Annotated in this window: 23 protein-coding genes; 19 read left to right on the top strand and 4 right to left on the bottom strand. The window is 58.3% G+C overall.

Translation table 11 applies throughout. From position 1 onward, the window contains the following. Positions 1 to 10: 10 nt before the first annotated feature. Positions 11 to 3,640: a trifunctional transcriptional regulator/proline dehydrogenase/L-glutamate gamma-semialdehyde dehydrogenase gene (putA, locus tag BM269_RS03650; RefSeq protein WP_090435688.1), complete on the bottom strand. Its 3,630-nt coding sequence runs from the start codon at positions 3,638 to 3,640 to the stop codon at positions 11 to 13. A 233-nt stretch (positions 3,641 to 3,873) separates the two neighbouring features. Here putA and BM269_RS03645 point away from each other — a divergent pair, with 233 nt between their 5' ends. Then, positions 3,874 to 4,329: an Lrp/AsnC ligand binding domain-containing protein gene (locus BM269_RS03645; RefSeq protein ID WP_028103394.1), complete on the top strand. Its 456-nt coding sequence runs from the start codon at positions 3,874 to 3,876 to the stop codon at positions 4,327 to 4,329. On the opposite strand, the gene BM269_RS03640 is transcribed toward BM269_RS03645, so the two are convergent. Both BM269_RS03640 and BM269_RS03635 read right to left on the bottom strand, forming a co-directional pair. Further along, entirely contained in the window at positions 4,322 to 5,026 is a 705-nt protein-coding gene (locus tag BM269_RS03640; protein WP_090435687.1) for a 5'-methylthioadenosine/adenosylhomocysteine nucleosidase, read from the bottom strand. The two genes, BM269_RS03645 and BM269_RS03640, sit on opposite strands and share 8 nt — an antisense overlap. Before the next feature lie 223 nt (positions 5,027 to 5,249). Continuing rightward, positions 5,250 to 8,225: a bifunctional diguanylate cyclase/phosphodiesterase gene (locus BM269_RS03635; protein WP_139232658.1), complete on the bottom strand. Its 2,976-nt coding sequence runs from the start codon at positions 8,223 to 8,225 to the stop codon at positions 5,250 to 5,252. 305 nt (positions 8,226 to 8,530) lie between these two features. On the opposite strand from BM269_RS03635, the gene BM269_RS03630 reads away from it, so the two are divergent. The 7 genes from BM269_RS03630 to BM269_RS03600 are packed head-to-tail and all read left to right on the top strand — an operon-like array spanning position 8,531 to position 15,754. Beyond that, positions 8,531 to 9,568, top strand: a complete 1,038-nt coding sequence (locus BM269_RS03630) for an NAD(P)H-dependent flavin oxidoreductase (RefSeq protein ID WP_090435685.1) — start codon at positions 8,531 to 8,533, stop codon at positions 9,566 to 9,568. Positions 9,569 to 9,580: 12 nt separating this feature from the next. Then, a complete protein-coding gene (locus BM269_RS03625; RefSeq protein ID WP_090435684.1) occupies positions 9,581 to 11,182 on the top strand; it encodes a GMC family oxidoreductase in 1,602 nt (533 codons plus the stop codon). 18 nt (positions 11,183 to 11,200) lie between these two features. Beyond that, complete coding sequence (locus tag BM269_RS03620; RefSeq protein ID WP_090435683.1) at positions 11,201 to 11,962, top strand: ABC transporter ATP-binding protein; 762 nt, start codon at positions 11,201 to 11,203, stop codon at positions 11,960 to 11,962. Continuing rightward, entirely contained in the window at positions 11,959 to 12,663 is a 705-nt protein-coding gene (locus BM269_RS03615; RefSeq protein ID WP_090435682.1) for an ABC transporter ATP-binding protein, read from the top strand. The genes BM269_RS03620 and BM269_RS03615 overlap by 4 nt, the downstream gene beginning before the upstream one ends. 26 nt (positions 12,664 to 12,689) lie before the next feature. Then, a complete protein-coding gene (locus BM269_RS03610; RefSeq protein ID WP_090435681.1) occupies positions 12,690 to 13,886 on the top strand; it encodes an ABC transporter substrate-binding protein in 1,197 nt (398 codons plus the stop codon). 5 nt (positions 13,887 to 13,891) lie between these two features. After that, the gene (locus BM269_RS03605) at positions 13,892 to 14,776 is read left to right on the top strand and encodes a branched-chain amino acid ABC transporter permease (protein WP_090435680.1); all 885 of its coding nucleotides are present in this window, start codon (positions 13,892 to 13,894) and stop codon (positions 14,774 to 14,776) included. Next, positions 14,777 to 15,754, top strand: coding sequence for a branched-chain amino acid ABC transporter permease (locus BM269_RS03600; RefSeq protein WP_090435679.1), 978 nt, complete (start codon positions 14,777 to 14,779; stop codon positions 15,752 to 15,754). Between the two features lie 2 nt (positions 15,755 to 15,756). Here the strand turns inward: BM269_RS03600 and BM269_RS03595 are convergent, their stop codons facing one another. Further along, positions 15,757 to 16,914: an iron-containing alcohol dehydrogenase gene (locus BM269_RS03595; RefSeq protein WP_373994378.1), complete on the bottom strand. Its 1,158-nt coding sequence runs from the start codon at positions 16,912 to 16,914 to the stop codon at positions 15,757 to 15,759. Between the two features lie 92 nt (positions 16,915 to 17,006). Here BM269_RS03595 and BM269_RS03590 point away from each other — a divergent pair, with 92 nt between their 5' ends. From BM269_RS03590 to atpA, 11 genes are all read left to right on the top strand, one after another. Further along, on the top strand, positions 17,007 to 17,768 hold the full coding sequence (locus BM269_RS03590; RefSeq protein ID WP_090435964.1) for a TSUP family transporter: 762 nt from the start codon (positions 17,007 to 17,009) through the stop codon (positions 17,766 to 17,768). 156 nt (positions 17,769 to 17,924) lie between these two features. Beyond that, the gene (mnmG, locus tag BM269_RS03585; protein ID WP_090435677.1) at positions 17,925 to 19,853 is read left to right on the top strand and encodes a tRNA uridine-5-carboxymethylaminomethyl(34) synthesis enzyme MnmG; all 1,929 of its coding nucleotides are present in this window, start codon (positions 17,925 to 17,927) and stop codon (positions 19,851 to 19,853) included. After that, positions 19,853 to 20,497: a 16S rRNA (guanine(527)-N(7))-methyltransferase RsmG gene (gene rsmG / locus BM269_RS03580; RefSeq protein ID WP_090435676.1), complete on the top strand. Its 645-nt coding sequence runs from the start codon at positions 19,853 to 19,855 to the stop codon at positions 20,495 to 20,497. Before mnmG ends, rsmG begins: the two co-directional genes overlap by 1 nt. A 98-nt stretch (positions 20,498 to 20,595) precedes the next feature. Then, positions 20,596 to 21,366, top strand: coding sequence for a ParA family protein (locus BM269_RS03575; protein ID WP_090435675.1), 771 nt, complete (start codon positions 20,596 to 20,598; stop codon positions 21,364 to 21,366). A 15-nt stretch (positions 21,367 to 21,381) separates the two neighbouring features. Next, positions 21,382 to 22,269, top strand: coding sequence for a ParB/RepB/Spo0J family partition protein (locus BM269_RS03570; protein WP_090435674.1), 888 nt, complete (start codon positions 21,382 to 21,384; stop codon positions 22,267 to 22,269). A gap of 212 nt (positions 22,270 to 22,481) precedes the next feature. After that, positions 22,482 to 22,850: an ATP synthase subunit I gene (locus BM269_RS03565; protein WP_090435673.1), complete on the top strand. Its 369-nt coding sequence runs from the start codon at positions 22,482 to 22,484 to the stop codon at positions 22,848 to 22,850. A 19-nt stretch (positions 22,851 to 22,869) separates the two neighbouring features. Further along, a complete protein-coding gene (atpB, locus tag BM269_RS03560; RefSeq protein ID WP_090435672.1) occupies positions 22,870 to 23,670 on the top strand; it encodes a F0F1 ATP synthase subunit A in 801 nt (266 codons plus the stop codon). Positions 23,671 to 23,742: 72 nt separating this feature from the next. Next, positions 23,743 to 24,021 carry a F0F1 ATP synthase subunit C gene (atpE, locus tag BM269_RS03555; protein ID WP_055939510.1) on the top strand — a complete coding sequence of 93 codons (279 nt, stop codon included), beginning with the start codon at positions 23,743 to 23,745 and terminating at the stop codon, positions 24,019 to 24,021. Positions 24,022 to 24,061: 40 nt separating this feature from the next. Beyond that, positions 24,062 to 24,532 carry a F0F1 ATP synthase subunit B gene (locus tag BM269_RS03550; protein ID WP_057262245.1) on the top strand — a complete coding sequence of 157 codons (471 nt, stop codon included), beginning with the start codon at positions 24,062 to 24,064 and terminating at the stop codon, positions 24,530 to 24,532. Between the two features lie 2 nt (positions 24,533 to 24,534). Further along, the gene (locus BM269_RS03545; RefSeq protein ID WP_090435671.1) at positions 24,535 to 25,068 is read left to right on the top strand and encodes a F0F1 ATP synthase subunit delta; all 534 of its coding nucleotides are present in this window, start codon (positions 24,535 to 24,537) and stop codon (positions 25,066 to 25,068) included. 48 nt (positions 25,069 to 25,116) lie between these two features. Continuing rightward, positions 25,117 to 26,658 (top strand): F0F1 ATP synthase subunit alpha, encoded by a 1,542-nt coding sequence (atpA, locus tag BM269_RS03540; protein WP_090435670.1) that lies wholly within the window; start codon positions 25,117 to 25,119, stop codon positions 26,656 to 26,658. Positions 26,659 to 26,661: the final 3 nt, after the last annotated feature.

The raw sequence follows: 26,661 nt of genomic DNA, 5'->3' as shown, positions 1-26,661 counted from the left end.
ACCGTACAACTTATGCGTCGAGGGTCATCAGGCTGGCGTTGCCGCCGGCGGCGGTGGTGTTGACGCATAGGGCGCGTTCGGCGACCAGGCGCCACAGTGGGACTTCACTTTCTTCCGTCGTGTCGATCACCGAGACAATCGCGCCGTCGCGGGCGGCCAGCTCGGGACGCAGCTTGGCGCTGAGGCTGGATTCCACCAACGCGATCTGGAAGTCGGCTTTGGCCAGGTCGGCGGCGGCTACCGTCTGGATCGCGGCTTTGACGTCGGCAGGCAGGTCGGCAGGCAGGGCGCTTTCAACTACCAGGGCGCGGTTGCCGGTCGACAGGGCGGCTGCTACCTGGTTCAGCAGGACGTCGGCATGCGTTGCGAAGCAGGCGATATTGCCGCGTGGGACGAAGGCGAGCGTATTGCGCTCACCGGTCGGACCTGGCAGGGCGATCAAGCCGCCTACCGGCGTGGTGCGTGCATAGCTTTCGATATGCGCGCTCAGGCGGGTCCTGCCTTGCGCCTTGGCCCATGCGGCCAGCGAGTCGATTGCGGGCACGCCGTGGCGCTCGTGGCGGTCCAGGGTGACGGCTGCACGCTGCAGGCGCTTCAGGTACAGCGGGCCGCCGGCTTTCGGGCCGGTGCCGGACTTGCCTTCGCCGCCGAACGGCTGCACGCCCACCACGGCACCAACGATATTGCGGTTCACGTAGATGTTGCCGACGTGGGCGCTGGAGGCGATGTAGTCGATGGTTTCGTCGATACGCGAATGCACGCCCAGGGTCAGGCCAAAGCCGCTGGCGTTGATTTGCTCGATCACTTTCGGCAGCTCCGAACGCTTGTAGCGGATCACGTGCATCACCGGGCCGAACACTTCCTTGGTCAGCTCGGACAGGGAGCGGATTTCCAGCACGGTCGGCGGGACGAATGTGCCGGCATCGGCGCCCGGCACTTCCAGCGAGAAGCTGTCCTTTGCGTGGGCACGCACTTTTTCGATGTGCGACAGCAGGTTTTGCTGCGCTTCCTTGTCGATAACGGGGCCGATATCGGTTGCCAGGCGGTCCGGCGAGCCGATACGTAGCTCCTTCATCGCGCCTTTCAGCATCTTGATGGTCTTGTCGGCGATGTCTTCCTGCAGGAACAGCACGCGCAGCGCGGAGCAGCGCTGGCCAGCGCTGTCGAAGGCGGAAGAAATCGCATCGGCCACCACTTGCTCCGGCAGCGAGGAGGAGTCGACGATCATCGCATTCTGGCCGCCGGTTTCGGCGATCAGCGGGATGTCCACATTTTCAGCAGCGGCGCGCTTGGCCAGGGTGCGGTTGATCAACTGCGCCACTTCGGTGGAACCGGTGAAGATCACGCCTTTGACGCGCGCGTCGTTGCACAGGCCTGCGCCAACCACTTCGCCGCGGCCTGGCAGGAATTGCAGCGCTGCGCGCGGTACGCCGGCTTCGTGCAGCAGTTCCACTGCGCGTTGGGCGATCAGCGGGGTTTGTTCCGCCGGTTTTGCCAGCACGACGTTGCCGGCTGCCAGTGCGGCTGCTGCCTGGCCGGTGAAAATCGCCAGGGGGAAGTTCCATGGGCTGATACACGTCACAGGGCCCAGGGCCAGCGTGTTGGTGGAACCGCGTACCTGCACGGCGTAGTAGCGCAGGAAGTCGACTGCTTCGCGTACTTCGGCAATCGCGTTCGGCAGCGATTTGCCGGCTTCGCGTACGGCCAGCGCCATCAGCTCCAGTTTGTGGGTTTCAAACAGGTCGGCGGCGCGATCCAGGCAGGCGGCGCGTTGCGACGGTTCAGTGGTTTGCCAATCCATGGCGAATTGGCTGGCGGCGCTCAGGGCGTTGTTGACGTCTTCGGCGGTGGCTTCGGTGAAGGAGCCGACGACATCGTCCTTGCGGGCCGGATTGACTACCGTTTGCGCTGGCTGGCCTGCGCTGGCTTCGACCGCCAGCAGCGGGCCGGCACTCCAGCTACGCGGCTGTGCCAGCGCCAGCGATACTTCGCGCAAGACGTCTTCGTTCGCGAAGTCGATACCGACGGAGTTCTTGCGCTCGGCGCCGAACATGTCCAGCGGCAGGGCGATTCCGGTGTGCGGTTTGCCTTCCAGGCTGCGTGCGACTTCGATCGGGTTCGAGATCATCGAGTCGACCGGGATGCTTTCGTCGACGATCTGGTTGACGAAGGAGGAATTGGCGCCGTTTTCCAGCAGGCGGCGTACCAGGTAGGCCAGCAATGTTTCGTGCGAACCGACCGGTGCATAGATGCGGCAAGGCTTATCGAGGTTTTCTGCGCCGACTACTTGGTCGTACAGGGTTTCGCCCATGCCGTGCAGGCATTGGAATTCGTAGCCGGTGATGCCATCGCGCTTGGCCCAGGTGTAGATGGTGGACAGCGATTGCGCATTGTGCGTTGCGAACTGCGGGTAAATCACGTCCGCCGCTGCCAGCAGGCGTTGCGCGCAAGCCAGGTAGGAAACGTCGGTGTAGACCTTGCGGGTGTAAACCGGATAGCCCGGCAAGCCTTCGACTTGGGCACGCTTGATTTCAGCATCCCAATAGGCGCCTTTGACCAGGCGCACCATGAATTTGCGGCCGCTGCGCTTGGCCAGGTCGACCAGATAGTCGATCACGAACGGGCAGCGTTTCTGGTAAGCCTGTACCACGAAGCCGATGCCGTCGAAACCTTCCAACTCTGGGTTGAAGGCCATCGCCTCCATCAGGTCCAGCGACAGTTCCAGGCGATCGGCTTCTTCGGCGTCGATGTTCAGGCCGATGTTGTAGCCCTTGGCCAGCTTAACCAGCTCGGTCAGGCGCGGCAGCAGCTCGGCCATCACACGTTCGCGCTGGGCGCGGCTGTAGCGTGGGTGCAGGGCGGACAGCTTGACGGAAATGCCTGGGCCATTGCGGATGCCGCGGCCGTTCGATGCTTTGCCGATCGCGTGGATGGCTTTTTCGTAAGCGGCGTAGTAGTTGGCTGCGTCGGCTTCGGTCAATGCTGCTTCGCCCAGCATGTCGTAGGAGTAGCGATAACCGCGTGCTTCGTTGTCCTTGCCGTTCTTGATCGCTTCGTCGATGGTTTGGCCGGTGACGAACTGGTTGCCGAGCATGCGCATTGCCAGGTCGACGCCCTTGCGGATCAGCGGTTCGCCGCCTTTGGCGATCAGGCTGGTAATCGCGGAACCGAGGCCTTCTTCACTGGACGAGCTGACCAGTTTGCCGGTAATCAGCAGGCCCCAGGTGGCCGCATTCACGAACAGGGAAGGCGATTCGCCAAGGTGCTTGCGCCAGTCGCCTTTGGAAATCTTGTCCGCGATCAGGCGGTCGGCGGTGGCCGAGTCTGGAATACGCAGCAGTGCTTCGGCCAGGCACATCAGGGCAACCCCCTCTTCGGACGACAGCGAGAATTGGTGCATCAGTGCATCCACACCGGACGAACGGGTACGTTTTTCGCGGACGGCGGTCACCAGGCGCTTGGCCAGGGATTGCGCTTCTTGCGTGGTGTGCGGAGATCCGACGTTAATTTGCGACAGCAGCCATTGCACAGCAGTTTGTTCGTCGACGCGATATGCAGCCGTAATGGCGCTGCGCAGCGGAGTCGGGTCGCGCAGGATTTCTGCCTGAAGTGCGGCGAATGGCGTGGTGTTTAGGTGCATGAACGTCTCTTTTAGATGCATGGTTGTCTCTATTGGCTGGTATGTAAAGAATTGTTTGGCACCTACGAAAACACGCCCGGCAAACCCTGTTTGCGCGGGCGTGTTGTGCAGTGCAACGAATGATTCGATTGTACGGCGGAATCGCTCGGATTAATTCTGGTAATACTAATTACTAGCAATAGATAGTTTTTGGTGAGAGAATTTGACCGAATAAAATTAATAGTGGGGATGTAATGCTGGACAAGATCAGTAAGAAAATTTTGGCTGAGTTGCAGAATGATGGCCGGATCAGCAACGTAGAACTGGCAGCGCGAGTGAATTTGTCGCCTGCAGCTTGCCTGGAGCGCGTGCGAAAACTGCACGAGGCAGGCTACATCATGGGTTATACGGCGCAGTTGAACCCGCAGCTACTGGACGTTTCGCTGCTGGTGTTCATCGAAGTTGTGCTGGATCGCACGACGCCGGAGGTGTTTGATGCCTTCAAGCATAGCGTCCAGCTGATTCCCGAAGTGCTGGAATGCCACATGGTCGCCGGCGGTTTTGACTACCTGGTGAAGGCTCGCGTGAAGGATATGGCGGCTTACCGTGAGTTCCTTGGCAAAACGTTGCTGCAGAAGGGGGTGCGTGAAACCCACACTTATGCGGTGATGGAAGAAGTGAAAAACACCACCAAACTGCCGATCAAGTAAGCGATTTGCAGAAATTCTGGATGACGCCATAGGCGTAGCGAGCGGCGACGGTTTGCACGAAGTGCATGAAATCCGTCGCCGCTTCTTCGTTGGCGTTGTCCGAAATCGTCCTCATGATGGCGAACGGTATTTCCAGCTCGTGACAGACCTGGGCTACCGCTGCACCTTCCATTTCCACTGCCAATAAATCAGGCAGTGCGTCTTTCAGGGTCTCCAGATGGGCCCGATCCTTGATGAATTGATCTCCGCTGCCAATCAGGCCACGGTGCACTTGCGCGTCGTTTTGCAGGAATTGGCGTGTAGCCAGGCTCAGTTTCAGGCTCAGTTCGCGGTCTGTGGGCATGCGCGAGAGTCCGGTCAACGGAATTTCGAAACGTGGGAACAGCGGACTGGCATCGAAGTCGTGCTGAGCCAGCGAATCCGCGACCACGACGTCTCCAATTCTGACCCCCAGGTCTGCAGAACCGGCAACGCCGGTAAAAATTATGTGGGTAACGTTGAACTTCTCCACAAGGGTTGCAGCTGTCACAGCAGCAGCAACCTTGCCAATTCGCGATAAAACGGCCACAGAATCGATTTTCCAGAGTTTTCCAGCCGTGTACTCACGTTGACCGTGGATGAGCTTGTAGGGGCTCTCCATGGCTTCCAGTAGTCCCTGCTGTTCTTCTGCCAAGGCTGAGATGATCCCGAGACGCATGCGCGAGTTGTCCTCTATTTATTTAAAGTTGTATACGAAAGGATAGTAGTAGATAGTAAACGCGACCGTGTCTGTGGATAAAGCTGTTAACATCCACAGAATCAGAAGTTTACGAATTGTAGAACTGGCTGGACAAGAACTGTGTGTAAACCGGATGAGTTCTGAACAAATTTTGTGCGTGAACTCAAAAACGGTGTTTACGCACATTCGATCCTGTGGATACTCATTGACTTATCAACAGACGATGCAGTTTTTCAGCTGAAATCGGCTCTCCGAACAGGTATCCCTGGCCAAAATCGCAACCCGCAGCCATCAAAATTTCCAGTTGAGCTTTGTTTTCGATCTTTTCGGCGATGACTTTGATGTCGAGCTTGTGCGCCATGGTGACAATTGCTTCGCAAAGGAGCTGGTTGTCGCTGAAACTGGTGTCCAGCTTGAGGAAATCAATCTTGAAACGCTTCAGGAAGTTCAGTGACGAGTATCCGTACCCGAAATCGTCCAGGGAAATCAGCAGGTTTGCGTCCCTGAGCGACTGCATCCGTTGTACGACTTCCCGGTTTGCCTCCAGCAGCAGCCCTTCGGTAATTTCGATCACCATCGCACGCGGCGAGAGGGCCTGTTCACGCAGTAGTTCAAGCCAATGATCGACGCCTACCGCTTCGTGGCGGAATTGCCAGGCTGATTTGTTCACGCATACCTTGAACTCGTTGCCGAAGCCGGCAGCCAGTCCGGCGGCCTCCTGGAATACCCATTCGCCGATCGCGGCGATCACGCCGGTATTTTCAGCAACGCCTATGAACTCTGCAGGTTTAAGCAGGCCACGTTGAGGGTGCTCCCAGCGAATCAGGGCTTCCGCCAATTCGACCTTGCCAGTGGCCAGGTTGCGGATTGGCTGGAACAGCAGCCGCAATTCCTGGTTTTTCAAAGCGCTGCGCAGCTCATTCGCCAGTTCGATGCGCATCTGGCTGGCTTCCTGCATAAAGGGCGCGAAGTAGTTGAAGCGGTTACGGCCTTGCTGCTTGGCGAGATACATGGCCTGGTCGGCGTTTTTGATGAGTATTTCGGCATGGTCGCCGTCGTCCGGGAACAAGGAGATTCCCACGCTGCCGGAGATATGGGCGAAGTCGTGTTTGAGCTGGAATGGCCTGGCCAGGCTATGCAGGATTTCCTGCACGATGCGGACCACGTCGCCGGGCTCTTTAAGCTCGCTGAGTATCACGGTGAATTCATCGCCTCCCAGGCGGGCCACGGTATCGGTATTGCGGACGCATTGCAGCAGGCGCTCTGCCACTTGTTTAAGCAAAATGTCGCCAAAGTCATGGCCAAGCGTATCGTTGACGGCCTTGAAGCCATCGAGGTCGATAAAGATCAGCGCCATTGGCAGTTGGTCGCGGGCCGCTTTCTTGATGTCTTGCCGCAACCGGTCGTTGAACATGCGGCGGTTGGGCAGGCCGGTGAGGGTGTCGAAGTTGGCCTGTTTCCAGATTGCTTCCTCGCTTGCCTTCTTCTTCGTGATATCGGTAAACAGGGCGACGTGGCGCAGTGGATTGCCTTTGTTGTCGAAGACGGTGTTGAATCGTAGCGAGACCAGGTAATGGTCGCCGTTCTTGTGCTGGTGCCAGATCTCTCCTTCCCAGTAGCCGGTATGGGTGATGGTCTGGCGCATCCGGCTGTAGAACTTGATGTCCTGGTGGCTGGAAGTCAGCTCGTAGGCTAGGTGGCCGATGACTTCTTCGGGGGCATAGCCGCTGATCTGGGAAAAGGCAGGGTTGACGGAGAGAATTCGGCCTTCCGCATCGGTCACCATCATGCCTTCGGACGCATTTTCGTACATCAGTGTCGCCAGCTTGCTGGATTCTTCATGGCGTTTTCGCTCGCTGATGTCTTCCGCCATGACGAACAGGCCGATCACTTTTCCATGCTCATCGCGATCGGGCACGTAGGTGATGGCGTCGCAGCACTCCTGGTCTTTGCGTTGCATGCCTCGTTCGAAATGGACTGTGTCGCCGGCAAAGGCGCGCTCCAGGTGAGGCCTGGTCTCCTCGTATAAGTCTGGCGGCAAGGCTTGCTGGAGATTTTCACCGCTGCCGTAGATTTCGGCAAAGCGGCGATTTTTGAACGAGTAATGCTCGTCGTGGTCCATGTAGGCGATCACGATTGGCAGGTTGTCGGCTATCAGGCGCAGTCGTTGTTCGCTGCTGGCGAGTTTCTTTTCTGTTTCGGCGGATGCTGCGTAGAGGACGCGATAGCGGCTTTCGCGGTCTTCGGCTGAGGCAAAGGAGCGCAGGGCGTAAATGATGGCGGCGACGATCAGGGTGAAGATCAGGAACAGTGCGACGCCGGCTATCAGGAATTGTCGTTGCGAGATCAGAGCCAGGCCGACGTTCGAACTGCCGACAGTGACGACCAGGGGCAGGTTTGGCAGTTTTCGGTAGCTGGCGATGCGGGACTTTTTGTCGATAGGGCTGATGGTTTCGATCGTTCCGATTGGATTGTCGGCGAAAGCCTTGTAGACATTTGAGTCGCGAATGTCGCGGTTGAAGGTGTCGTCGAAGAGGGGAGCGCGGGCGACGATGTGGCCATTGGTGTGGAACAGGGTAATGGTGACGTCGTCGCTGAGGCGTGAATTGTCGAAAGTTTCTGCAAGGCGGCCGGCATCTACTGGAGCCACGATGACGCCGAGGAATTTGCCGGCAGCGTCTTCAACGCGGCGGCTAAGGAAAAAAAGCCGCGACTTTGAAATGCGGCCACGGGTCGGTTCACCGACGAACAAGCCGTTTCCAGGCTTGAGCTGGGCCTGGAAGTAGTCGCGGTCTGAATAGCTGATGCCTTTGACGGCGATATCGCGGGAACTCGCGATGGCAAAACCTTCAGGATCCAGGAAGGTTATCCAGAAACTGTTGCCGAAAGAGGCTCCTCGTGAGGAAAGCAGGGCGTCAATGGTCTGTGGCGTGTAAGGCGCGACCTTGATTGCATTGGCAAAGCCAAGCAAGGCAATGTCTGAGAGTTGGATTGAGCTCAGTACCTGGGCTTCGATTGCCCGTGAGTAGTGCTGCGTTTGTTGGCGGATGGCCTGTTCGCGATCACGTGCGGAAGAAGCGAGCTGCCAGGCGACTACTGCCGTGGCTAGCAAGGCGAGCATGGTCATGGTGACCAGCAATCGCCTGCGAAAGCGTCGATAGGCGTCGGTAGTCGACAAGAACTCCTCCAGGCGAATTGCATGGAACAACTTGCTTGTTCAGTATAGGTGGAGAGTTATGTTTACGTTAGATTAGTGTGTATACAAAGTAGTAATGGTTGTTAACAACCCTGACTTTCTGTGGATAAGTGCACCTTGCGGAGAAAAATCAGGGGTTTACGGGCTGTATAAGCAGGCGCGTAAACCCTGCGTGAGCTGAGAACTGTTTTTGGACAATTTTTGGCCTTTTTCGAGAAGTCTTGTTTACTCACAAACGATGCCTGTGGATATTCATAGCGTTATCCACAGCTTGAAAGGGTAAAAAAATGAGCTTGAAAGCGATTTTCCCCGTCCCGATCATCCAGGGGCCGATGGCCGGTGGTGCAAATACGCCGGCGATGGTGGCGGCGGTGTCGAATGCCGGCGGTCTTGGCTCGTTCGGTATTTCCATGATTTCGCTGGAGACGATCCGCGCTCAAGTTGCCGAAACCCGGCGCCTGACATCCAGGCCGTTCATGCTGAATTGCTTCGTGCAGGGGATTCCATCGCCCTCCCAGCAGGAAGTAGAGCGCGGGGTTGGATTGTTGCGGCCAATTTGGAGCTCACTTGGCTGGCCGGATCTGCCGAAGCCCGTCAAATGGTGTGAGGATTTCGCCGCGCAGTTTGAGCTTTTGCTGGAGTTGAAGCCTGCCGTCGCCAGCTTTACCTTCGATATCCTTAGTGCCGCTCAGGTGAAACGCCTTCATGATGTGGGCATGTTGGTGATCGGTACCGTGACCAATGTGGAAGAAGCGCTGGCCTGGCAGGCTGCCGGGGCTGATGCGGTTGTCGCTTCCGGCGTGGAGTCTGGCGGCCATCGCGGGACCTTTATTGGCCCGCAAACCGCTGCGACGCTGGAGGCGATTCCGCTGTTGTTGGCCGTAATGCAGGCGGTGAAGATTCCCGTTATCTCCGCCGGCAATATCATGACGGGCGCAGAAATCCGTGAGCGGCTGGCGCTGGGCGCAATTGCGGTGCAAATGGGGACTGCGTTCCTGGTCACGGAAGAGTCAGGCATTCCGGTGGCATACAAAGAGCGCTTGCTGGCCGCGCAAGGCAACCCTACCCGTCTCACGCGCGCCATTTCGGGGCGCTATGCACGCGGTATTGAGAACCGCTTCATGTGCCAGATGGCCGGGGTCGAGGCTGAAGTGCCGGCCTATCCAATCCAGAACGCACTTACCGGCAGTATTCGTGCTGAGGCTGCGAAGCGTGGCGATGCCGAATTGATGTCTTTGTGGGCGGGAACGGGCGTCGCCAAGTCCCGTGCCATGCCGACTGCTAAATTGATGGAAATTCTTATCTCGGAAATCAATCATTCCTGACCCGGAGAACACTTGGAATCTGCAGGCCGATTTGACTTCATTATTGTGGGCGGAGGGACAGCGGGTTGTGTGCTCGCGAATCGCCTGACGCAAAATCCAAAGAACCAGGTTCTGTTGATCGAAGCGGGAGGAAAAGACGATTACGTCTGGATCCACATTCCGGTCGGCTACCTCCATTGCATCAATAATCCCCGCACGGACTGGCTGTTCCGTACCGAACCGGATGTGGGACTGGGTGGCCGCAGCCTGATTTATCCGCGTGGGAAGGTCCTCGGCGGCAGTTCTTCGATCAACGGCATGATCTACATGCGTGGCCAGGCCAATGATTACGACCAATGGGCCGAGATGTGCGGCGATCCTGGCTGGCGCTGGTCGGAAGTCTTGCCGCTGTTCCGTAAGAGCGAAGACCACCATGGCGGCGCTTCGGAGTTCCACGGCTGCGGAGGCGAGTGGCGTGTCGAAAAGCAGCGCCTGCGCTGGGATATTCTCGACGCGTTCCGCGATGCGGCGGAACAGATTGGCATTCCCAAGATCGAGGACTTCAACCGCGGCGACAATTTCGGCTGCTCGTATTTCGAAGTGAACCAGAAGCGCGGCATCCGCTGGAATACGGCCAAGGCTTTTCTGCGTGCCGCGACCAAGCGCCCTAACCTGACGATGATGACCGGCTGCCATGTTGAAAAGCTGGTGTTGGAAGAGGGCGTCTGCAAAGGCGTGATTTTTACCGGTGGTGGCACGCGCTGGAATGCCGAGGCGCGCGAGACGCTGTTGGCGGCGGGGGCGATCGGCACGCCGCAAATTCTCCAATTGTCCGGTATCGGGCCTGCGGAAGTGTTGGCGCAAGCGGGTGTGCACCCGGTGCATGACTTGCCGGGCGTTGGCGCCAACCTGCAGGATCACCTGCAACTACGCATGGTCTTCAAAGTGGAAGGCGCGCGGACCTTGAATACGCTGGCAGCTAGCTGGTTGGGCAAGGCGCGGATCGGCCTCGAATATGCGTTGTTCCAGAGTGGGCCAATGTCGATGGCACCGTCGCAAATGGGGGCCTTTGCACGGTCGGGTCCAGAGCAGGCAACGCCGAACCTGGAATATCACGTGCAGCCGTTGTCGCTGGAGCGTTTTGGTGAGCCGCTGCATGACTTCCCTGCTTTCACGGCCAGCGTTTGCAACCTGCGCCCAACCTCACGCGGCCATGTGCGGATTGCTTCCGCTGACTCTTACGCGCCGCCGAAGATCACGCCGATGTACTTGAGCACTGACGAAGACCGGCGTGTCGCCGCGGCTGCACTGAACCTCACCCGCAAGATCGCGGCGGCGCCGGCGCTGGCGAAATACAGGCCGGAAGAATGCAGACCCGGTGTGCATTTTCGCACCGACGAGGAGTTGGCTGAGGCGGCGGGGGCGATCGGCACCACGATTTTTCACCCGGTCGGCACCTGCAAAATGGGCCGCGCGGACGACGTTTCGGCCGTGGTTGACAGCGAATTGCGGGTTCGCGGCGTGCGCGGCCTGCGCATCGCCGACGCCTCGGTGATGCCCACCATTACTTCCGGTAACACGAATTCCCCAGTAATCATGATTGCGGAAAAAGCAGCGCTTTTGTGTATGATCTAGCAAAACCGGGGAGACGCAATGTCCGACTTCATCTTGGAAACAAAGAGTTTGACCAAGGAGTTCAAGGGATTCACCGCTGTCGCCAACGTGGACCTGCAAGTCCAGCGTGGGCATATCCACGCCTTGATCGGGCCGAACGGCGCCGGCAAGACTACCTGCTTTAACTTGCTGACGAAATTCCTGGTGCCGACTTCGGGCCAGATCCTGTTTAACGGCAAGGACATCACCTCGTTCAAACCGGCGCAGATCGCGCGCATGGGCGTGATTCGCTCGTTCCAGATTTCCGCTGTTTTCCCTCATCTGACTGTGCTCGAAAACGTGCGCATTGGTTTGCAGCGCAAGCTCGGTACGACCTTCCATTTCTGGCGCAGTGGACGCACGCTGGAGCAGTTGAATGGCCGTGCGATGGAGTTGCTGGCCGAGGTTGACCTGGCTTCGTTCGCCGATACGCTGACGGTCGACATGCCTTACGGCCGCAAGCGCGCATTGGAGATTGCCACCACGCTGGCAATGGAGCCGGAAATGATGTTGCTCGACGAGCCGACCCAAGGCATGGGGCATGAGGACGTGCATCGCGTGACCGAGTTGATCAAGAAGGTCTCCAGCGGCCGCACGATCCTGATGGTTGAACACAATATGAATGTGGTGTCCGGCATTTGCGACCGTATCTCCGTGCTGCAACGCGGTGCCGTGCTGGCGGAAGGGCCGTATGAAGAGGTGTCGAAGAATCCGCAAGTGATGGAAGCGTATATGGGGACGGAAGCCGGGGTGGGCGCATGACGGCGGCGCTGGAGATCAGCCAGCTCCAGGCCTGGTATGGCGAGTCGCACATCCTGCATGACGTGAACCTGAACGTGAACCACGGCGAAGTGGTAACGCTGCTTGGCCGTAACGGTGCGGGACGCACCACCACGCTGCGCGCCATCATGGGACTGACCGGAGCGCGCAAGGGTTCGATCCGGATCAACGGCCAGGAAGCGATCGGTTTGTCGACGCACAAAATCGCCCACCTGGGAGTCGGCTATTGTCCGGAAGAGCGCGGCATTTTCTCCTCGCTGACCACCGAAGAGAACCTGATGCTGCCGCCGGCGCTGAAAACGGGGCAGGGCATGCCGGTCGACGAGATCTACGAGATGTTCCCGAACCTGAAAGAGCGCCGCACGAGCCAGGGCACGCGGCTGTCCGGTGGCGAGCAGCAGATGCTGGCGGTCGCGCGCATCCTGCGTACCGGCGCACGCTTGCTGCTGCTGGATGAAATCTCGGAAGGTCTGGCGCCCGTGATCGTGCAAGGCTTGGCGCGCATGATCCGCACCCTGAAAGCCAAGGGATACACGATTGTGATGGTCGAACAGAATTTCCGCTTCGCGGCGCCGCTGGCGGATCGGTTTTATGTGATGGAACACGGTCGGATTGTCGAGAGTTTTGCGTCATCGGAATTGGATGCCCGCATGCCGGTGTTGACTGAGCTGCTGGGCGTTTGAATATCAAAACTGAAAACGGAGACACTATGAAACGCAACGCCATTGCTTTTGCAGCAGCCCTTTGCGCCTTCAGCAGCGCACACGCCCAGATTTCCGGCGACACCATCAAGATCGGCTTCATCACCGACATGTCGGGCGTTTACTCAGACATTGACGGGCAGGGCGGCGCCGAAGCGATCAAGATGGCGATTGCCGATGCGGGCGGCGCAATCAACGGCAAGAAGATCGAATTCGTTTTTGCGGACCACCAGAACAAGGCCGATATCGCCGCCTCCAAAGCGCGCGAATGGTTCGACCAGCAGGGCGTGGACATGCTGGTTGGCGGCACCAACTCGGGCGCTAACCTGGCGATGGCAAAAGTAGCCGCGGACAAGAAGAAGGTCTTCATGGTTATCGGCGCCGGCTCGTCGCGCTTGACCAACGAGGAGTGCACGCCGTATACCGTGCACTACGCTTACGACACCGTGGCATTGGCGCGCGGTACCGGCGCCACGATGGTCAAGCAGGGCGGCAAGAACTGGTACTTCCTGACCGCCGATTACGCCTTCGGCCATTCGCTGGAGAAGGACACGACCGAAGTGGTCAACAAATCCGGCGGCAAGGTGATCGGCAATGTGCGTCACCCCTTCCCCGGGACGGATTTCTCGTCCTTCCTGATGCAGGCTTCTTCTTCCGGCGCACAGGTGCTAGGGCTGGCGAACGCGGGCGGGGACTTTATCAACTCGGTCAAGGCGGCCAATGAATTCGGCGTGTCGAAGAAGATGAAGATGGCCGGGCTGCTGGTGTTCATCAACGACATCCACTCGCTCGGCCTGAACGCCACCGCAGGTATGTACCTGACGGACGGCTGGTATTGGGACATGAACGACACCACGCGTGCCTGGTCGAAGCGCTACTTCGCGAAGATGAAGAAGGAGCCGTCGATGCTGCAGGCGGGCGATTACTCCGCCGCCACGCAATACCTGGCCGCGGTGAAGGCAATAGGCACAGACGATGCCGACAAGGTGATGGCGAAGCTGAAATCGACCACCATCAAGGACGTCTTCACCAACAACGGCGTGATCCGCCCCGACGGCCGCATGGTGCACGATATGTACCTGATGGAAGTGAAGAAGCAGTCGGAATCCAAATATCCATGGGATTACTACAAGGTCGCGGCAACGATCCCGGGTGACCAGGCCTATATGTCCAAGGCTGAATCCAAGTGCGCCCTGTGGAAGTAAGCTAGATGGAGATCTTCGGCCGCCCGCTCCCGATGATGATGTCCCAGCTTTTGCTGGGGCTCGTCAACGGCTCTTTTTACGCCATGCTGTCCCTCGGCCTTGCCGTGATTTTCGGGCTGCTGAATGTGATCAATTTTGCGCACGGCGCCATGTATATGATGGGCGCCTTCCTTGCGTGGATCGGCATGACTTATTTCGGCATGAGCTATTGGAGCATGCTGGTGCTGGCGCCCTTGATCGTTGGCGTATTGGGCGTGGTGATCGAAAGGACCATGCTGCGCCGCCTGTACAAGCTCGATCATCTTTACGGCTTGTTGCTGACGTTCGGTCTGACCCTGCTGATCGAAGGCGGCTTCCGCTCGTTTTACGGGGTCTCCGGGCAGCCTTTTGAAACGCCTGAGGCCTTGCAGGGGGCGACCGACCTTGGCTTCATGGTGATGCCGAATTACCGCGCCTGGGTGGTGCTGGCTTCCTTGGTGGTTTGCCTGGCGACCTGGTTCGTGATCGAGAAGACCAAACTCGGTGCTTACCTGCGCGCCGGAACCGAAAATCCGAAGCTGGTGGAAGCCTTCGGAATCAACGTGCCACTGATGGTGACCCTGACCTATGGCTTCGGCGTCGCTTTGGCGGGCTTTGCAGGGGTCCTGGCGGCTCCAATCCAGCAAGTGACTCCCTTGATGGGGTCCAACCTGATCATCGTCGTATTCGCCGTTGTAGTGATCGGGGGCATGGGGTCGATCCTTGGCTCGATCGTGACCGGCTTGGGACTCGGTGTGATCGAGGGGCTGACGAAAGTCTTTTATCCCGAATTTGCCAACACCGTCGTGTTTTTGGTGATGGTCATCATCCTATTGTTGCGTCCCGCCGGCCTGTTCGGCAAGGAACGATAAATGAACAAGACGTTGGGCTATTCCATCGCATTGGTGCTGGCGCTGGGCGCGCCGTTTGTCGGCTATCCCGTGCTGCTGATGAAGCTTCTGTGTTTCGCGCTGTTTGCCTGTGCGTTCAACCTGCTGATTGGTTTTACTGGTTTGCTGTCGTTTGGCCACGCGGCCTTCTTCGGCGCGGCGGGCTACTTCGCCGGGAATGCGTTGAAAAACTGGGGGCTTCCGTTTGAACTGAGCTTGCTGGTTGGGGTGTTGGCCGGTGCCGCGATCGGGCTGGTGATGGGCGGATTGGCGATTCGCCGCCAAGGGATTTACTTCTCGATGATTACACTGGCGTTGGCGCAGATGGTGTACTTTGCAGCGCTGCGCTTTACCGATTTCACCGGCGGCGAGGATGGCTTGCAAGGCGTCCCGCGCGGAAAATTGCTCGGGGTGCTGGACCTGGGCAGCGACCTGGCCATGTACTACGTGGTGCTGGGGATTTTCATTGCGGGCTTTGCGCTGATCATGCGCATGGTGCATTCGCCGTTTGGCCAGGTACTGAAAGCGATCAAGGAAAATGAACCTCGGGCGATCTCGCTGGGCTATGACGTGGACAAGTACAAGCTCGCTGCGTTCGTGCTTTCCGGTTCATTGGCTGCGCTCGCAGGCGCGACCAAGTCTGTCGTGTTGGGCTTCGAAACGCTGACCGATGTGCACTGGGCGATGTCCGGCCTGGTCATCCTGATGACGCTCGTTGGCGGGATGGGAACGCTGGCCGGTCCGATCATCGGTGCGATCCTGGTCATCTCCCTGGAGAACAAGCTTGGCGACTTCGGCACCATGATGGCTGGCGCCACCGGCATCGAGTGGTTCTCCACGCTTGGCGAAGCTGTCAGCCTGGTGATCGGATTTATCTTCGTTGCCTGCGTCCTGCTGTTCCGCAAAGGGATTGTCGGCGAGATCCTCGACCTGCAAGGCAAGCGCCGCAAGCAGGTCTAAATTCAGAGAGCGAGTTTGTACAGCGCGTAGGCGTCTTCGCGTGTGACCGTGCGCGGATTGTTGCCGAGCAGGCGGACTTGCTTCATGGCGTCGTCGGCGAGCAGGTCGAGGTCGCTGGCCGTAATGCCGACTTGGCTCAGGGTGCGGGGCAGACCGGTGATGGTGCCGAATTGCTGCATTGCAACAGCAAGCGCCTCGGCTCGGGCCGCTACGCTTCCGTCTACGTGGGGAACCACAATCGTCGCCAGCTCTGCATACTGTTCCACACATGCCTCGGCGTTGAAGCGCAGGACATGGGGTAATACCAGCGAGTTCGACAGGCCATGCGGGACATGGAAGATGCCCCCGATGGGATAGGCCAGTGCGTGCACGGCGGCGACCGGGGCATTGGCGAAGGCCTGCCCTGCCAGCATGGCGCCGAGAAGCATGGCCTGGCGCGCGGCCAGGTCGTGCCCGTTCTCGCAGGCGCGGATCAGGTGGCGTGACAGCAAGCTCAAGGCTTGGCGTGCGAGTCCATCCGATAGGGGATTCTTTTTGTGTTTGCTGGTGTATGCCTCGATGGCGTGAACCATGGCATCGATGCCTGTTGCAGCGGTCACCGCGGGGGGCAGGCCGATGGTCAGCTCGGCATCGAGGATTGCCATGTCCGCGTACAGTTGGGGCGCGACAACACCCTTCTTGGTGGTAGCGCCGGTGGTGACGATGGAGATGTTGGTGACTTCAGAGCCGGTGCCGGCGGTGGTTGGAATCTGGACCAGGGGCAGGCGTGAGCCATGCACGTTGCCGATGCCGTAGATCTCGGCCATGGATTGCGCACTGTTGGCGAGAACGGCAACCAGCTTGGCCACATCCATTGAACTTCCGCCACCGAGGCCGATCACCAGTTCAATGTCATGTTCGCGGGCCAGGACAAGGGCCTTTTCAATCACATGTTCAGGCGGATCCGCTACCACTTCCGTAAATTGTTCCACGTGAAACATTGCTGCCCGCAAGCTGTGGATGGGCGCATCGGCTAAGCCGGTTCGCAGGAATCCCTGGTCGGTAACCAGCAGCACGCGACGGATGGCTGGGAATCGAGCGCGGAGTTCCGGGCCCAGTTCTTTTGTTGCGCCGGGCGCCGACAGGATTAAGGGAACAGTCGCGAAGCTAAAAGAGGTCAGCAGGTCCATTGGGCCAGCTTACACCAGCCTTCTGCAGCGTGCTGATTTCCGACTTACAATATTACATTACCGAATATAGCTGGGGCTGCGCGATGGTCGAGTATGGTTTGTTGGCGGGAGCTGCGTTCGCGGCTGGCTTTGTTGATGCGGTGGTTGGCGGCGGTGGACTGATCCAGATTCCAGCATTATTCTCGGCAATGAGCGGCACGGCGCCCGCGACCCTGTTAGGGACGAATAAGGTGGCCAGCGTGTTCGGGACCAGCGCGGCTGCTGTGAACTATGCACGCCGCACCCCGATTGCCTGGACAACTGTCGCACCGGCGGCGATCGCCGCTTTCCTGTTTGCCTTCCTGGGCGCCTATACCGTCACCAGGATCCCTCCAGATTTCCTGCGTGGCCTGCTGCCTTTCGTGCTGATTGCTGTGGCAGCATATACCTTCTTCCGCAAAGACCTGGGCAGCGTTCATGCCCCACTGCACACCGGTACCAAGGAGAAGGTGCTGGCGGTATTGGTCGGCGCGGGTATTGGTTTCTATGACGGCTTCTTCGGGCCGGGGACGGGCAGCTTCCTGGTCTTCCTGTTCGTTCGCAGTTTTGGCTTCGATTTCCTGGGTGCCTCGGCTGCCGCCAAGGTGGTGAATGTGGCGTGTAATGTCGCGGCGATCCTGTTGTTCGGAATCACCGGCCATATCATCTGGCAATTGGGCTTGATGATGGCCGTTTGCCAGGTAGTCGGTTCGGTGCTGGGGACCAAGCTGGCGCTGAAGCATGGCAGTGGTTTTGTACGGCGTTTGTTCTTGGTTGTGGTGGTGCTGCTGATCATCAAAACGGGCTATGACGCATGGCTTAAGTGATAGTGTTTCACGTGAAACAATGTTGAAGGGGCGTCGATCGGCGCCCTTTTTGTTTCACGTGAAACATTGCGAGCAAAAAAATCCTGCCCAAAAAATTCGCAGGGTCGAAAAAACTTTATAATTCAGTTCGATCCCCAGCTTCCCCCCATTTTTACCATGTTATTTCCTACTGAATTCGACGTTATCGTTGTCGGCGGCGGTCACGCCGGTACCGAGGCGGCCCTCGCTTCGGCCCGTATGGGCCAGAAGACTCTCCTGTTGACCCACAACATTGAGACGCTGGGCCAGATGTCGTGCAACCCATCCATCGGCGGCATCGGCAAAGGCCACCTCGTCAAAGAGGTCGATGCAATGGGCGGCGCCATGGCCATCGCTACCGATGAGTCTGGCATCCAGTTCCGTATCCTGAACTCGTCCAAAGGCCCGGCCGTACGCGCGACGCGCGCCCAGGCCGACCGTATCCTGTACAAGGCCGCCATCCGTCATCGCCTGGAAAACCAGCCGAACCTGTGGCTGTTCCAGCAAGCCGTAGACGACCTGGTGGTGGAGGGCGACCGTGTGGTCGGCGCCGTCACCCAGATCGGTTTGAAGTTCCTGGGCCGTGCAGTTGTGCTGACCGCCGGTACCTTCCTGGACGGTAAGATCCACGTCGGCCTGCAGAATTTCTCGGCCGGCCGCGCCGGCGACCCGCCAGCGATTTCGCTGTCCGCTCGCCTGAAAGAATTGAAGCTGCCGCAGGGCCGCTTGAAAACCGGCACGCCGCCGCGCATCGATGGCCGCAGCATCGACTTCTCGCAAATGACCGAACAGCCGGGCGACCTGGACCCAGTGCCAGTGTTCTCGGTGATGGGCAATACCGCCATGCATCCGCAGCAGTTGCCGTGCTGGATTACCCACACCAACCAGAAAACCCACGACATTATCCGTGGTGGACTGGACCGCAGCCCGATGTATACCGGCGTGATCGAGGGGGTCGGCCCGCGCTATTGCCCGTCGATTGAAGACAAGATCCACCGTTTCTCGGCCAAGGAATCGCACCAGATTTTCCTGGAGCCGGAAGGCCTGACAACCCACGAGTTTTACCCGAACGGTATCTCAACCAGCCTGCCATTCGATGTGCAGATCGAGCTGGTGCGTTCGATGAAGGGCTTGGAAAACGCGCACATCCTGCGTCCAGGCTACGCCATTGAGTACGACTATTTCGACCCGCGTGGCCTGAAAGCTTCGCTGGAAACCAAGGCGATCAACGGCCTGTTCTTCGCCGGCCAGATCAACGGCACCACCGGCTATGAAGAGGCGGCGGCGCAGGGCATGTTGGCAGGTATCAACGCCGCGCTGCAGACCAGGGGGGAAGAAGCCTGGACCCCGGCCCGTTCCGAAGCCTACCTTGGCGTGCTGGTGGACGACCTGGTCACCCAAGGCGTGCAAGAGCCGTACCGCATGTTCACCAGCCGCGCGGAATACCGGCTGAGCCTGCGCGAAGACAACGCTGACATGCGCTTGACAGAAATCGGGCGTAAGCTGGGCGTGGTTGGGGATGCCCAGTGGGAAGCCTTCGATCGCAAACGTGAGGCCGTGGCACAGGAACTTGAGCGCCTGAAATCGACGTGGGTCAACCCGCGCATCCTTGCGGCTAGCGAGTCCGAACGTGTGATTGGCCAAGCTATTGAACGTGAATATTCGCTGGCGGACCTGCTGCGTCGTCCAGGTGTCGGCTACGAGAAGCTGATGACCATGACCGGCAACGAAGGCCAGTCGCTGGCCGGGCCGGGCGTCACCGACGAGGCAGTGATGGAGCAGATCGAGATCACCCTGAAGTATTCGGGTTATATCGATCGTCAGCTGCGCGAAGTGGAGCGCCATGAGCATTACGAAAACCTGAAGCTGCCTGAGGGCTTCAACTATGCAGAGATCACGGCGCTGTCGATGGAAGTACGCCAGAAACTGCAGAAGCATCGCCCTGAAACCCTGGGCCAGGCTTCGCGTATTTCCGGCGTGACGCCGGCCGCGATTTCGCTGCTGCTGGTCCACTTGAAGAAAGCCGGCTACGGCGGTTTCGTTACGCTGAAAGATGAGGCGGCTTGATGGCGGTGTTTGATCGCGCCGCGTTGGCGCACGTACTGAAAAACGGTGTCGAACAGTTGGACCTGGGCTTGAGCGAGGCACAGCAGGAAAAACTGCTGGACTACCTGGCCCTGCTGAACAAGTGGAACAAGGTGTACAACCTGACGGCCGTGCGCGACCCGATGGAAATGATGACCCTGCACGTCCTGGATTCGCTGGCCGCGGTGCCCGCCTTCAAGGATGCGCAGAATGTGCTGGACGTTGGGGCAGGGGGCGGCTTGCCGGGCATGGTGCTGGCAATCACCAGGCCGGATATGAAAGTGTCGATGATCGACATCGTGCACAAGAAGACGGCCTTCCTGAACCAGGTGAAAGCAGAGCTGGAACTGGGCAATGTAACGGTGTACACGAAGAAGGTGCAGGAACTGCAGGTCAAGACGCCTTACGACGTTATCACCTCGCGCGCCTTTGCGGACCTCAGCGATTTTGTGAACTGGTCCGGGCACCTGCTGGCGGAGGGCGGGCGATTCATCGCCCTGAAAGGCACGGCACCGGCAGAGGAGCGGGAGCGACTGCCAGACCCATGGAAAGTGAACGAGCTACAGCCATTGCAAGTACCAGGATTGGATGCGCAGCGCCACCTGGTATTCATTGGCAGGACGTAACTGGCTAAACAGTATAAATAATTTCAATCGTTTATACGAAATAAATAGTATAAACGGTTTATACCGAATAAATGATTTAGACCATATAAGAAAACTCGATGGCCAAAATTTTCTGTGTAGCAAATCAAAAGGGTGGCGTAGGTAAGACTACCACGACTGTGAACCTGGCCGCCGGCCTGGCCAAACTTAATCAGCGAGTGTTGCTTGTTGACCTCGATCCTCAAGGTAACGCGACAATGGGTGCGGGGATCAACAAGGCGACGCTTCAAGCTTCCACATATGAAGTTTTGCTCGGCACGGCCGACGTAGCGACTGCACGCGTGCGTTCGGAGCCCGGTGGCTTTGACGTGCTGCCTGCCAACCGCGAACTGGCCGGCGCGGAAGTCGAGATGGTGCAACTCGAGAACCGTGAGCGCCGCCTGCGTGACGCGTTGGGCGCGGTAGCCAAAGACTATGACTTCATGCTGATCGATTGCCCACCCGCGCTGTCGATGCTGACTTTGAACGGCCTGTGCGCGGCGCACGGCGTGGTCATTCCTATGCAGTGCGAGTACTACGCACTGGAAGGTTTGTCCGACCTGGTCAACACCATCAAGAAGGTGCACGCCAATCTGAACCCGGACCTGAAGATTATTGGCCTGCTGCGCGTGATGTTCGATCCGCGCATGACGCTGTCGCAACAAGTCTCGGCCCAGCTCGAGCAGCACTTCGGCGACAAAGTATTCAAGACCATCATTCCGCGCAATGTGCGACTGGCCGAGGCGCCGTCCTACGGGATGCCGGGCGTGACCTTCGATCCGACGTCGAAAGGCGCGCAAGCCTACATCGCCTTCGGCGCCGAGATGGTTAAACGTATCAAGAAAATGTAAGCGGACTTATCCACAATGGCTACCAAAAAAATGAAAGGCCTCGGCCGCGGACTCGACGCGCTGCTCGGCGGCGACGAAGACCCATCCAATCCAACCTCGCACCCGACTCCTTCGGAGATGGCGGTGCAATTCTTGCAAGCCGGTAAATATCAGCCGCGCACCCAGATGGATGAGGGGGGCCTGGCCGAGTTGGCGTCGTCGATCAAGACCCAGGGCATCATCCAGCCGCTGCTGGTTCGTCCGGTTGGCATCGACAAGGCAAGCGGCCATGTCAAATATGAAATCATCGCCGGCGAACGTCGCTTCCGTGCGGCGCAACTTGCCGGATTGGAAACTGTGCCGGTCCTGGTGAAGGATGTGGATGATACGACCGCGGCCGCCATGGCCCTGATCGAAAACATCCAGCGCGAAGACCTGAATCCATTGGAAGAGGCGCAAGGCATCCATCGGCTGATTACCGATTTTTCGTTCACCCACGAGCAGGCGGCGCAGGCTGTCGGCCGTTCGCGTTCGGCGGTTTCCAATTTGCTGCGCTTGTTGAACCTGGCGGAGCCGGTGCAGACCATGCTGATGGCTGGCGATATTGACATGGGACATGCGCGTGCCCTGTTGGCTGTCGACGCGGCATCGCAAATTGCTTTGGCGAATGTTGTTGTAGCGAAACGACTGTCGGTGCGCGAGACGGAGAAACTTGTCCACAACCATATGGAAGAGGCGAAGGCCAAGCCGACCGCCCGCGCCAAGGAAAAATCGGGCGATATCAAGCGGCTGGAAGAGGAGCTGTCGGATGCCTTGGCAACTTCGGTTGTGTTCAAGATGGGGGCCAAGGGTCGCGGCCAGATGATTATCGACTTTGCCGATCTCGATATCCTGGATGGGGTGATTGCCCGTCTGCGCGGCTGAAACCGGTACAGCGGTCGCGTGTCCGGTGTCTGACCCTGCGGGTCAGACACCGGTTTGCCGGTTTCGATTACCCGCCAAGTAATCGCCAAATGCCTACCTTTTCAGCAGAATAAGTTGTTGTTAGAGCGACTTTTTGCGATGCACCACGTTTGACCTTGGTGATGTAAACAAACTATAATCCCGTGTCTTTGGGTCTAAAGGAATGGTGGCAAGTGAGTGATTCTTCAAGAAGTATCGCCTGGCCAGTCTTCCGAGTAGTTGCCCTGCAATTCACAATCGCCGTCCTCTTTTCCGCCACCGTGGCGCTTTTCGCCGGGGTGGAAAAAGGCTGGTCCGCAGCCGTGGGCGGCGGTATGGCAGTGATCGGTAGCCTGATCTACGCGCTGATGGTAGCGCGCGGCACCGATGATGCAAAGAAAGCATTTCGGACGCACTTTCGCGCCGAGATGCTGAAGGTATTTGTAACGGCAGTGCTGTTTATTTGTGCACTGGTGCTGTTTAAGTCAGCCGCCTGGTTATGGCTGATCCTAGGATTCGTAGTGGCAACCCTGGCTTATTGGCTGTCGCTGCTCAAGATTTAATCATTAAAAATTCGGACCTATGACTACTGAACACGCTACGGGCGGTCACGCCGGCCCGGCTAACGCCACCGAGTATATCCAGCACCACCTTACTCACAACAGCAACGGTACCTTCAACCTGGACACCTTCTGGATCTCCCTGATCCTGGGCTTCGTGTTCCTGGGTATCTTCTACATGGCTTCCAAGCGTGCCACCTCTGGGGTGCCAGGCAAGCTGCAGAACTTCGTTGAGTGGGTCATGGAGATGGTCAACGAGACCGTCAATTCCGCATTCCACGCCAAGTCCGCTGTGATCGCTCCACTGGCCATCACCATCTTCGTATGGGTCTGGCTGATGAACGCCATGGACTTCCTGCCAGTCGACCTGCTGCCGAAGATCCTGAGCTACGCCGGCATCAATTACCTGCGCGTTGTTCCGACCGCTGACGTGAACCACACCTTCGGCATGTCCGTTGGCGTGCTGATCTGCATCATCGGCTTCTCGATCAAGGCCAAAGGCGCTGGTGGCTGGACCAAAGAACTGTTCACCGCACCGTTCCACGCTCACGGCACCGTTGCCACCATTCTGCTGGCTCCAGTGAACTTCATCTTCCAGATGCTGGAACTGTTCGCCAAGCCGATTTCGCTGTCGCTGCGACTGTTCGGCAATATGTACGCCGGCGAACTGATCTTCATCCTGATCGCGCTGCTGCCATGGTGGGCACAGTGGCTGCTGGGCGGTCCATGGGCAATCTTCCACATTCTGATTGTTACCCTGCAAGCGTTTGTGTTTATGGCGTTGACGGTTGTGTACCTGGCCCTCGCGGTTGAGAAGCACTAATCAGCAACTTATTCGTAGTATTTGGTTTTAGTTTTTTGGTATTTTCGTTTTTTTTAAATTAGGAGAAATCTAATGCAAGCTCTGATCGCACAAGTACAAAGCATGACCGTTCTGGCCGTAGCAATCATCGTTGGCCTGGGCGCCATCGGTACCGCACTCGGCTTCGCTATCCTGGGCGGCAAGTTCCTGGAAGCTTCGGCACGTCAACCAGAACTGATGCCACAACTGCAAACCAAACTGTTCGTTATCGCTGGTCTGCTGGACGCGATCTCCATGATCGGCGTTGGTGTTGCTCTGCTGTTCACCTTCAACAACCCATTCCTGACCGCCCTGACCGCCGCTGTTCAGTAATTAACGCTCCAACCGGGGAAACTCTTTCTAGGAGCAAGGTATGAACATCAATATGTCTCTCATCGGTCAGATGATCACCTTCGCGGTGCTCGTTTGGTTCTCGATGAAGTTCGTATTCCCAGCGCTGAACAACGCGCTGGATGAGCGTGCCAAGCGAATTGCAGATGGTTTGGCTGCCGCCGACCAAGGTCAGGCTTCCATGCAGAAAGCTGAAAAAGCTGCTGCTGAAGCCATGACCGCTGCCCGTAACGATGCCTCGTCGCTCGTTGCGGACGCTGAAAAGCGTGCTCAACTGGTCGCAGAAGAAATCAAAGCAAACGCACAAGCCGAAGCTGCCCGCATCGTGGCACAAGCTAAAGCTGAAGCTGAGCAGCAAGTAACCCAGGCCCGCGAAGCTCTGCGTGGTCAAGTGGCTGACCTGGCTGTGAAGGGCGCCGAGCAAATCTTGAAGCGCGAAGTCAACGCGTCGGCTCACGCTGACCTGCTGTCTCGCCTGGCTACCGAGCTCTGATTATGGCAGAGCTCGCAACCGTCGCCCGTCCTTACGCGGAAGCTCTCTTCCGCGTAGCCCAGGCTGGCAACCTCGCGCAGTGGTCCGATCTGGTGTCCGAACTGGCCCAGATCGGTTCGCATGAAGAGGTGCTGGCATATGCCCGCAATCCAAAAGTTCTGGATAGCGATGTCATCGCAGCCATCAAGGCCTTGCTGAAATCGCCGCTCAACGCGGAAGCGAACAACTTCCTCTCGATGCTGATCGAAAACGGTCGTATCGCATTGCTGCCGGAAATCGGTGCCCAATTCGCGCTGCTGAAGAATGCGGCCGAAGGTGCGGCAGACGCCGAAATCACGAGCGCATTCGACATGAGCGAGGCCCAAGTGGCCGAGCTGATCAAGACGCTGGAAAAGAAATTCAGCCGCAAGCTCAAACCAGTCGTGTCGGTCGATCCATCGCTGATCGGTGGCGTTCGCGTCGTGGTTGGCGACGAAGTGCTGGACACTTCGGTCAACGCCAAGCTGCAGCAGCTGCGTTCCGCGCTGGTCGCCTAATCAGGCCGCCTTTCGCGACAGCTAGAGAGAAAACATTTAGGAGTTAGTATGCAACTCAACCCATCCGAAATCAGCGAGCTGATCAAGAGCCGGATCCAAGGCATTGACGGCGGCGCTGAAGTGCGCAATCAAGGCACCGTAATTTCCGTAGCAGACGGTATCTGCCGCATCCACGGCCTGTCGGACGTGATGCAAGGTGAGATGCTGGAATTCCCAGGCAACACCTTTGGCCTGGCAATGAACCTGGAGCGTGACTCCGTTGGTGCCGTTATCCTGGGCGCCTACGAGCACATCTCCGAAGGCGACACCGTCAAGTGCACCGGCCGTATTCTGGAAGTGCCAATCGGTCCTGAACTGTGCGGCCGCGTGGTTAACGCACTGGGCCAGCCGATCGACGGCAAAGGTCCTGTTAACACCAGCCTGACCTCCCCAATCGAAAAGATCGCTCCAGGCGTTATCGCCCGTGAGTCCGTCGGCCAGCCTATGCAGACCGGCCTGAAGTCGATCGATGCGATGGTACCAATCGGCCGTGGCCAGCGTGAGCTGATCATTGGCGACCGCCAGACCGGTAAGTCCGCCGTTGCAGTTGATGCCATCATCAACCAAAAAGGCCAGGGCGTTACCTGTATCTACGTTGCTATCGGCCAGAAAGCATCGACCATCAAGAACATCGTGCGTTCCCTGGAACAGCACGGCGCGATGGAGTACACCATTGTTGTTGCCGCTTCCGCTTCGGAATCCGCAGCAATGCAGTACATCTCGGCTTACTCCGGTTGCACCATGGGCGAATACTTCCGCGACCGCGGCGAAGACGCTCTGATCGTGTACGATGACCTGTCCAAGCAAGCAGTTGCTTACCGTCAGATTTCCCTGCTGCTGCGCCGGCCACCAGGCCGCGAAGCATACCCAGGCGACGTGTTCTACCTGCACAGCCGTCTGCTGGAACGCGCAGCGCGCGTGAACGCCGACTACGTCGAAGCCTTCACCAAGGGCGCTGTCAAAGGCAAGACCGGTTCCCTGACCGCACTGCCGATCATCGAAACCCAGGCTGGCGACGTTTCCGCGTTCGTTCCAACCAACGTGATTTCGATTACCGACGGCCAGATCTTCCTGGAAACCTCGCTGTTCAACTCCGGTATCCGTCCTGCGATTAACGCAGGTATCTCGGTGTCCCGCGTTGGTGGCGCTGCGCAGACCAAGGTCATCAAGAACCTGTCCGGCGGTATCCGTACCGACTTGGCACAGTACCGTGAACTGGCTGCGTTCGCGCAGTTCGCTTCCGACCTCGACGAATCGACCCGTAAGCAGCTGGACCGCGGTGCCCGCGTGACCGAACTGCTGAAGCAGGCTCAGTACTCGCCGCTGTCGATTTCCCTGATGGGCGCTTCCCTGTTCGCAGTGAACAAAGGCTTCCTGGACAGCGTTCCAGTCAAGCGCGTGCTGGCTTTCGAAGCCGAACTGCACTCGTTCCTGAAGACCAAGCACTCCGCACTGCTGGCCAAGATCGAAGAAACCAAGCAACTGGACAAAGACGGCGAAGCTGCGCTGTCGGCCGCCATTGCTGATTTCAAGAAATCCTTCGCAAACTAATAC

It is taken from the genome of Duganella sp. CF458 (genome assembly GCF_900113115.1).
GTDB lineage: Bacteria > Pseudomonadota > Gammaproteobacteria > Burkholderiales > Burkholderiaceae_D > Rugamonas.
The sequence above is the reverse complement of the archived record's forward strand: the minus strand, read 5'-3'. Positions and strand labels throughout refer to the sequence as shown.

Excerpts from the sequence above, each read along its gene's own strand:
- putA (WP_090435688.1), bottom strand. The coding sequence starts at position 3,640 with ATGCACCTAAACACCACGCCATTCGCCGCACTTCAGGCAGAAATCCTG.
- BM269_RS03645 (WP_028103394.1), top strand. The coding sequence starts at position 3,874 with ATGCTGGACAAGATCAGTAAGAAAATTTTGGCTGAGTTGCAGAATGAT.
- BM269_RS03640 (WP_090435687.1), bottom strand. The coding sequence starts at position 5,026 with ATGCGTCTCGGGATCATCTCAGCCTTGGCAGAAGAACAGCAGGGACTA.
- BM269_RS03630 (WP_090435685.1), top strand. The coding sequence starts at position 8,531 with ATGAGCTTGAAAGCGATTTTCCCCGTCCCGATCATCCAGGGGCCGATG.
- BM269_RS03620 (WP_090435683.1), top strand. The coding sequence starts at position 11,201 with ATGTCCGACTTCATCTTGGAAACAAAGAGTTTGACCAAGGAGTTCAAG.
- BM269_RS03615 (WP_090435682.1), top strand. The coding sequence starts at position 11,959 with ATGACGGCGGCGCTGGAGATCAGCCAGCTCCAGGCCTGGTATGGCGAG.
- BM269_RS03610 (WP_090435681.1), top strand. The coding sequence starts at position 12,690 with ATGAAACGCAACGCCATTGCTTTTGCAGCAGCCCTTTGCGCCTTCAGC.
- BM269_RS03605 (WP_090435680.1), top strand. The coding sequence starts at position 13,892 with ATGGAGATCTTCGGCCGCCCGCTCCCGATGATGATGTCCCAGCTTTTG.
- BM269_RS03600 (WP_090435679.1), top strand. The coding sequence starts at position 14,777 with ATGAACAAGACGTTGGGCTATTCCATCGCATTGGTGCTGGCGCTGGGC.
- BM269_RS03590 (WP_090435964.1), top strand. The coding sequence starts at position 17,007 with ATGGTCGAGTATGGTTTGTTGGCGGGAGCTGCGTTCGCGGCTGGCTTT.
- mnmG (WP_090435677.1), top strand. The coding sequence starts at position 17,925 with ATGTTATTTCCTACTGAATTCGACGTTATCGTTGTCGGCGGCGGTCAC.
- rsmG (WP_090435676.1), top strand. The coding sequence starts at position 19,853 with ATGGCGGTGTTTGATCGCGCCGCGTTGGCGCACGTACTGAAAAACGGT.
- BM269_RS03575 (WP_090435675.1), top strand. The coding sequence starts at position 20,596 with ATGGCCAAAATTTTCTGTGTAGCAAATCAAAAGGGTGGCGTAGGTAAG.
- BM269_RS03570 (WP_090435674.1), top strand. The coding sequence starts at position 21,382 with ATGGCTACCAAAAAAATGAAAGGCCTCGGCCGCGGACTCGACGCGCTG.
- atpB (WP_090435672.1), top strand. The coding sequence starts at position 22,870 with ATGACTACTGAACACGCTACGGGCGGTCACGCCGGCCCGGCTAACGCC.
- atpE (WP_055939510.1), top strand. The coding sequence starts at position 23,743 with ATGCAAGCTCTGATCGCACAAGTACAAAGCATGACCGTTCTGGCCGTA.
- BM269_RS03550 (WP_057262245.1), top strand. The coding sequence starts at position 24,062 with ATGAACATCAATATGTCTCTCATCGGTCAGATGATCACCTTCGCGGTG.
- BM269_RS03545 (WP_090435671.1), top strand. The coding sequence starts at position 24,535 with ATGGCAGAGCTCGCAACCGTCGCCCGTCCTTACGCGGAAGCTCTCTTC.
- atpA (WP_090435670.1), top strand. The coding sequence starts at position 25,117 with ATGCAACTCAACCCATCCGAAATCAGCGAGCTGATCAAGAGCCGGATC.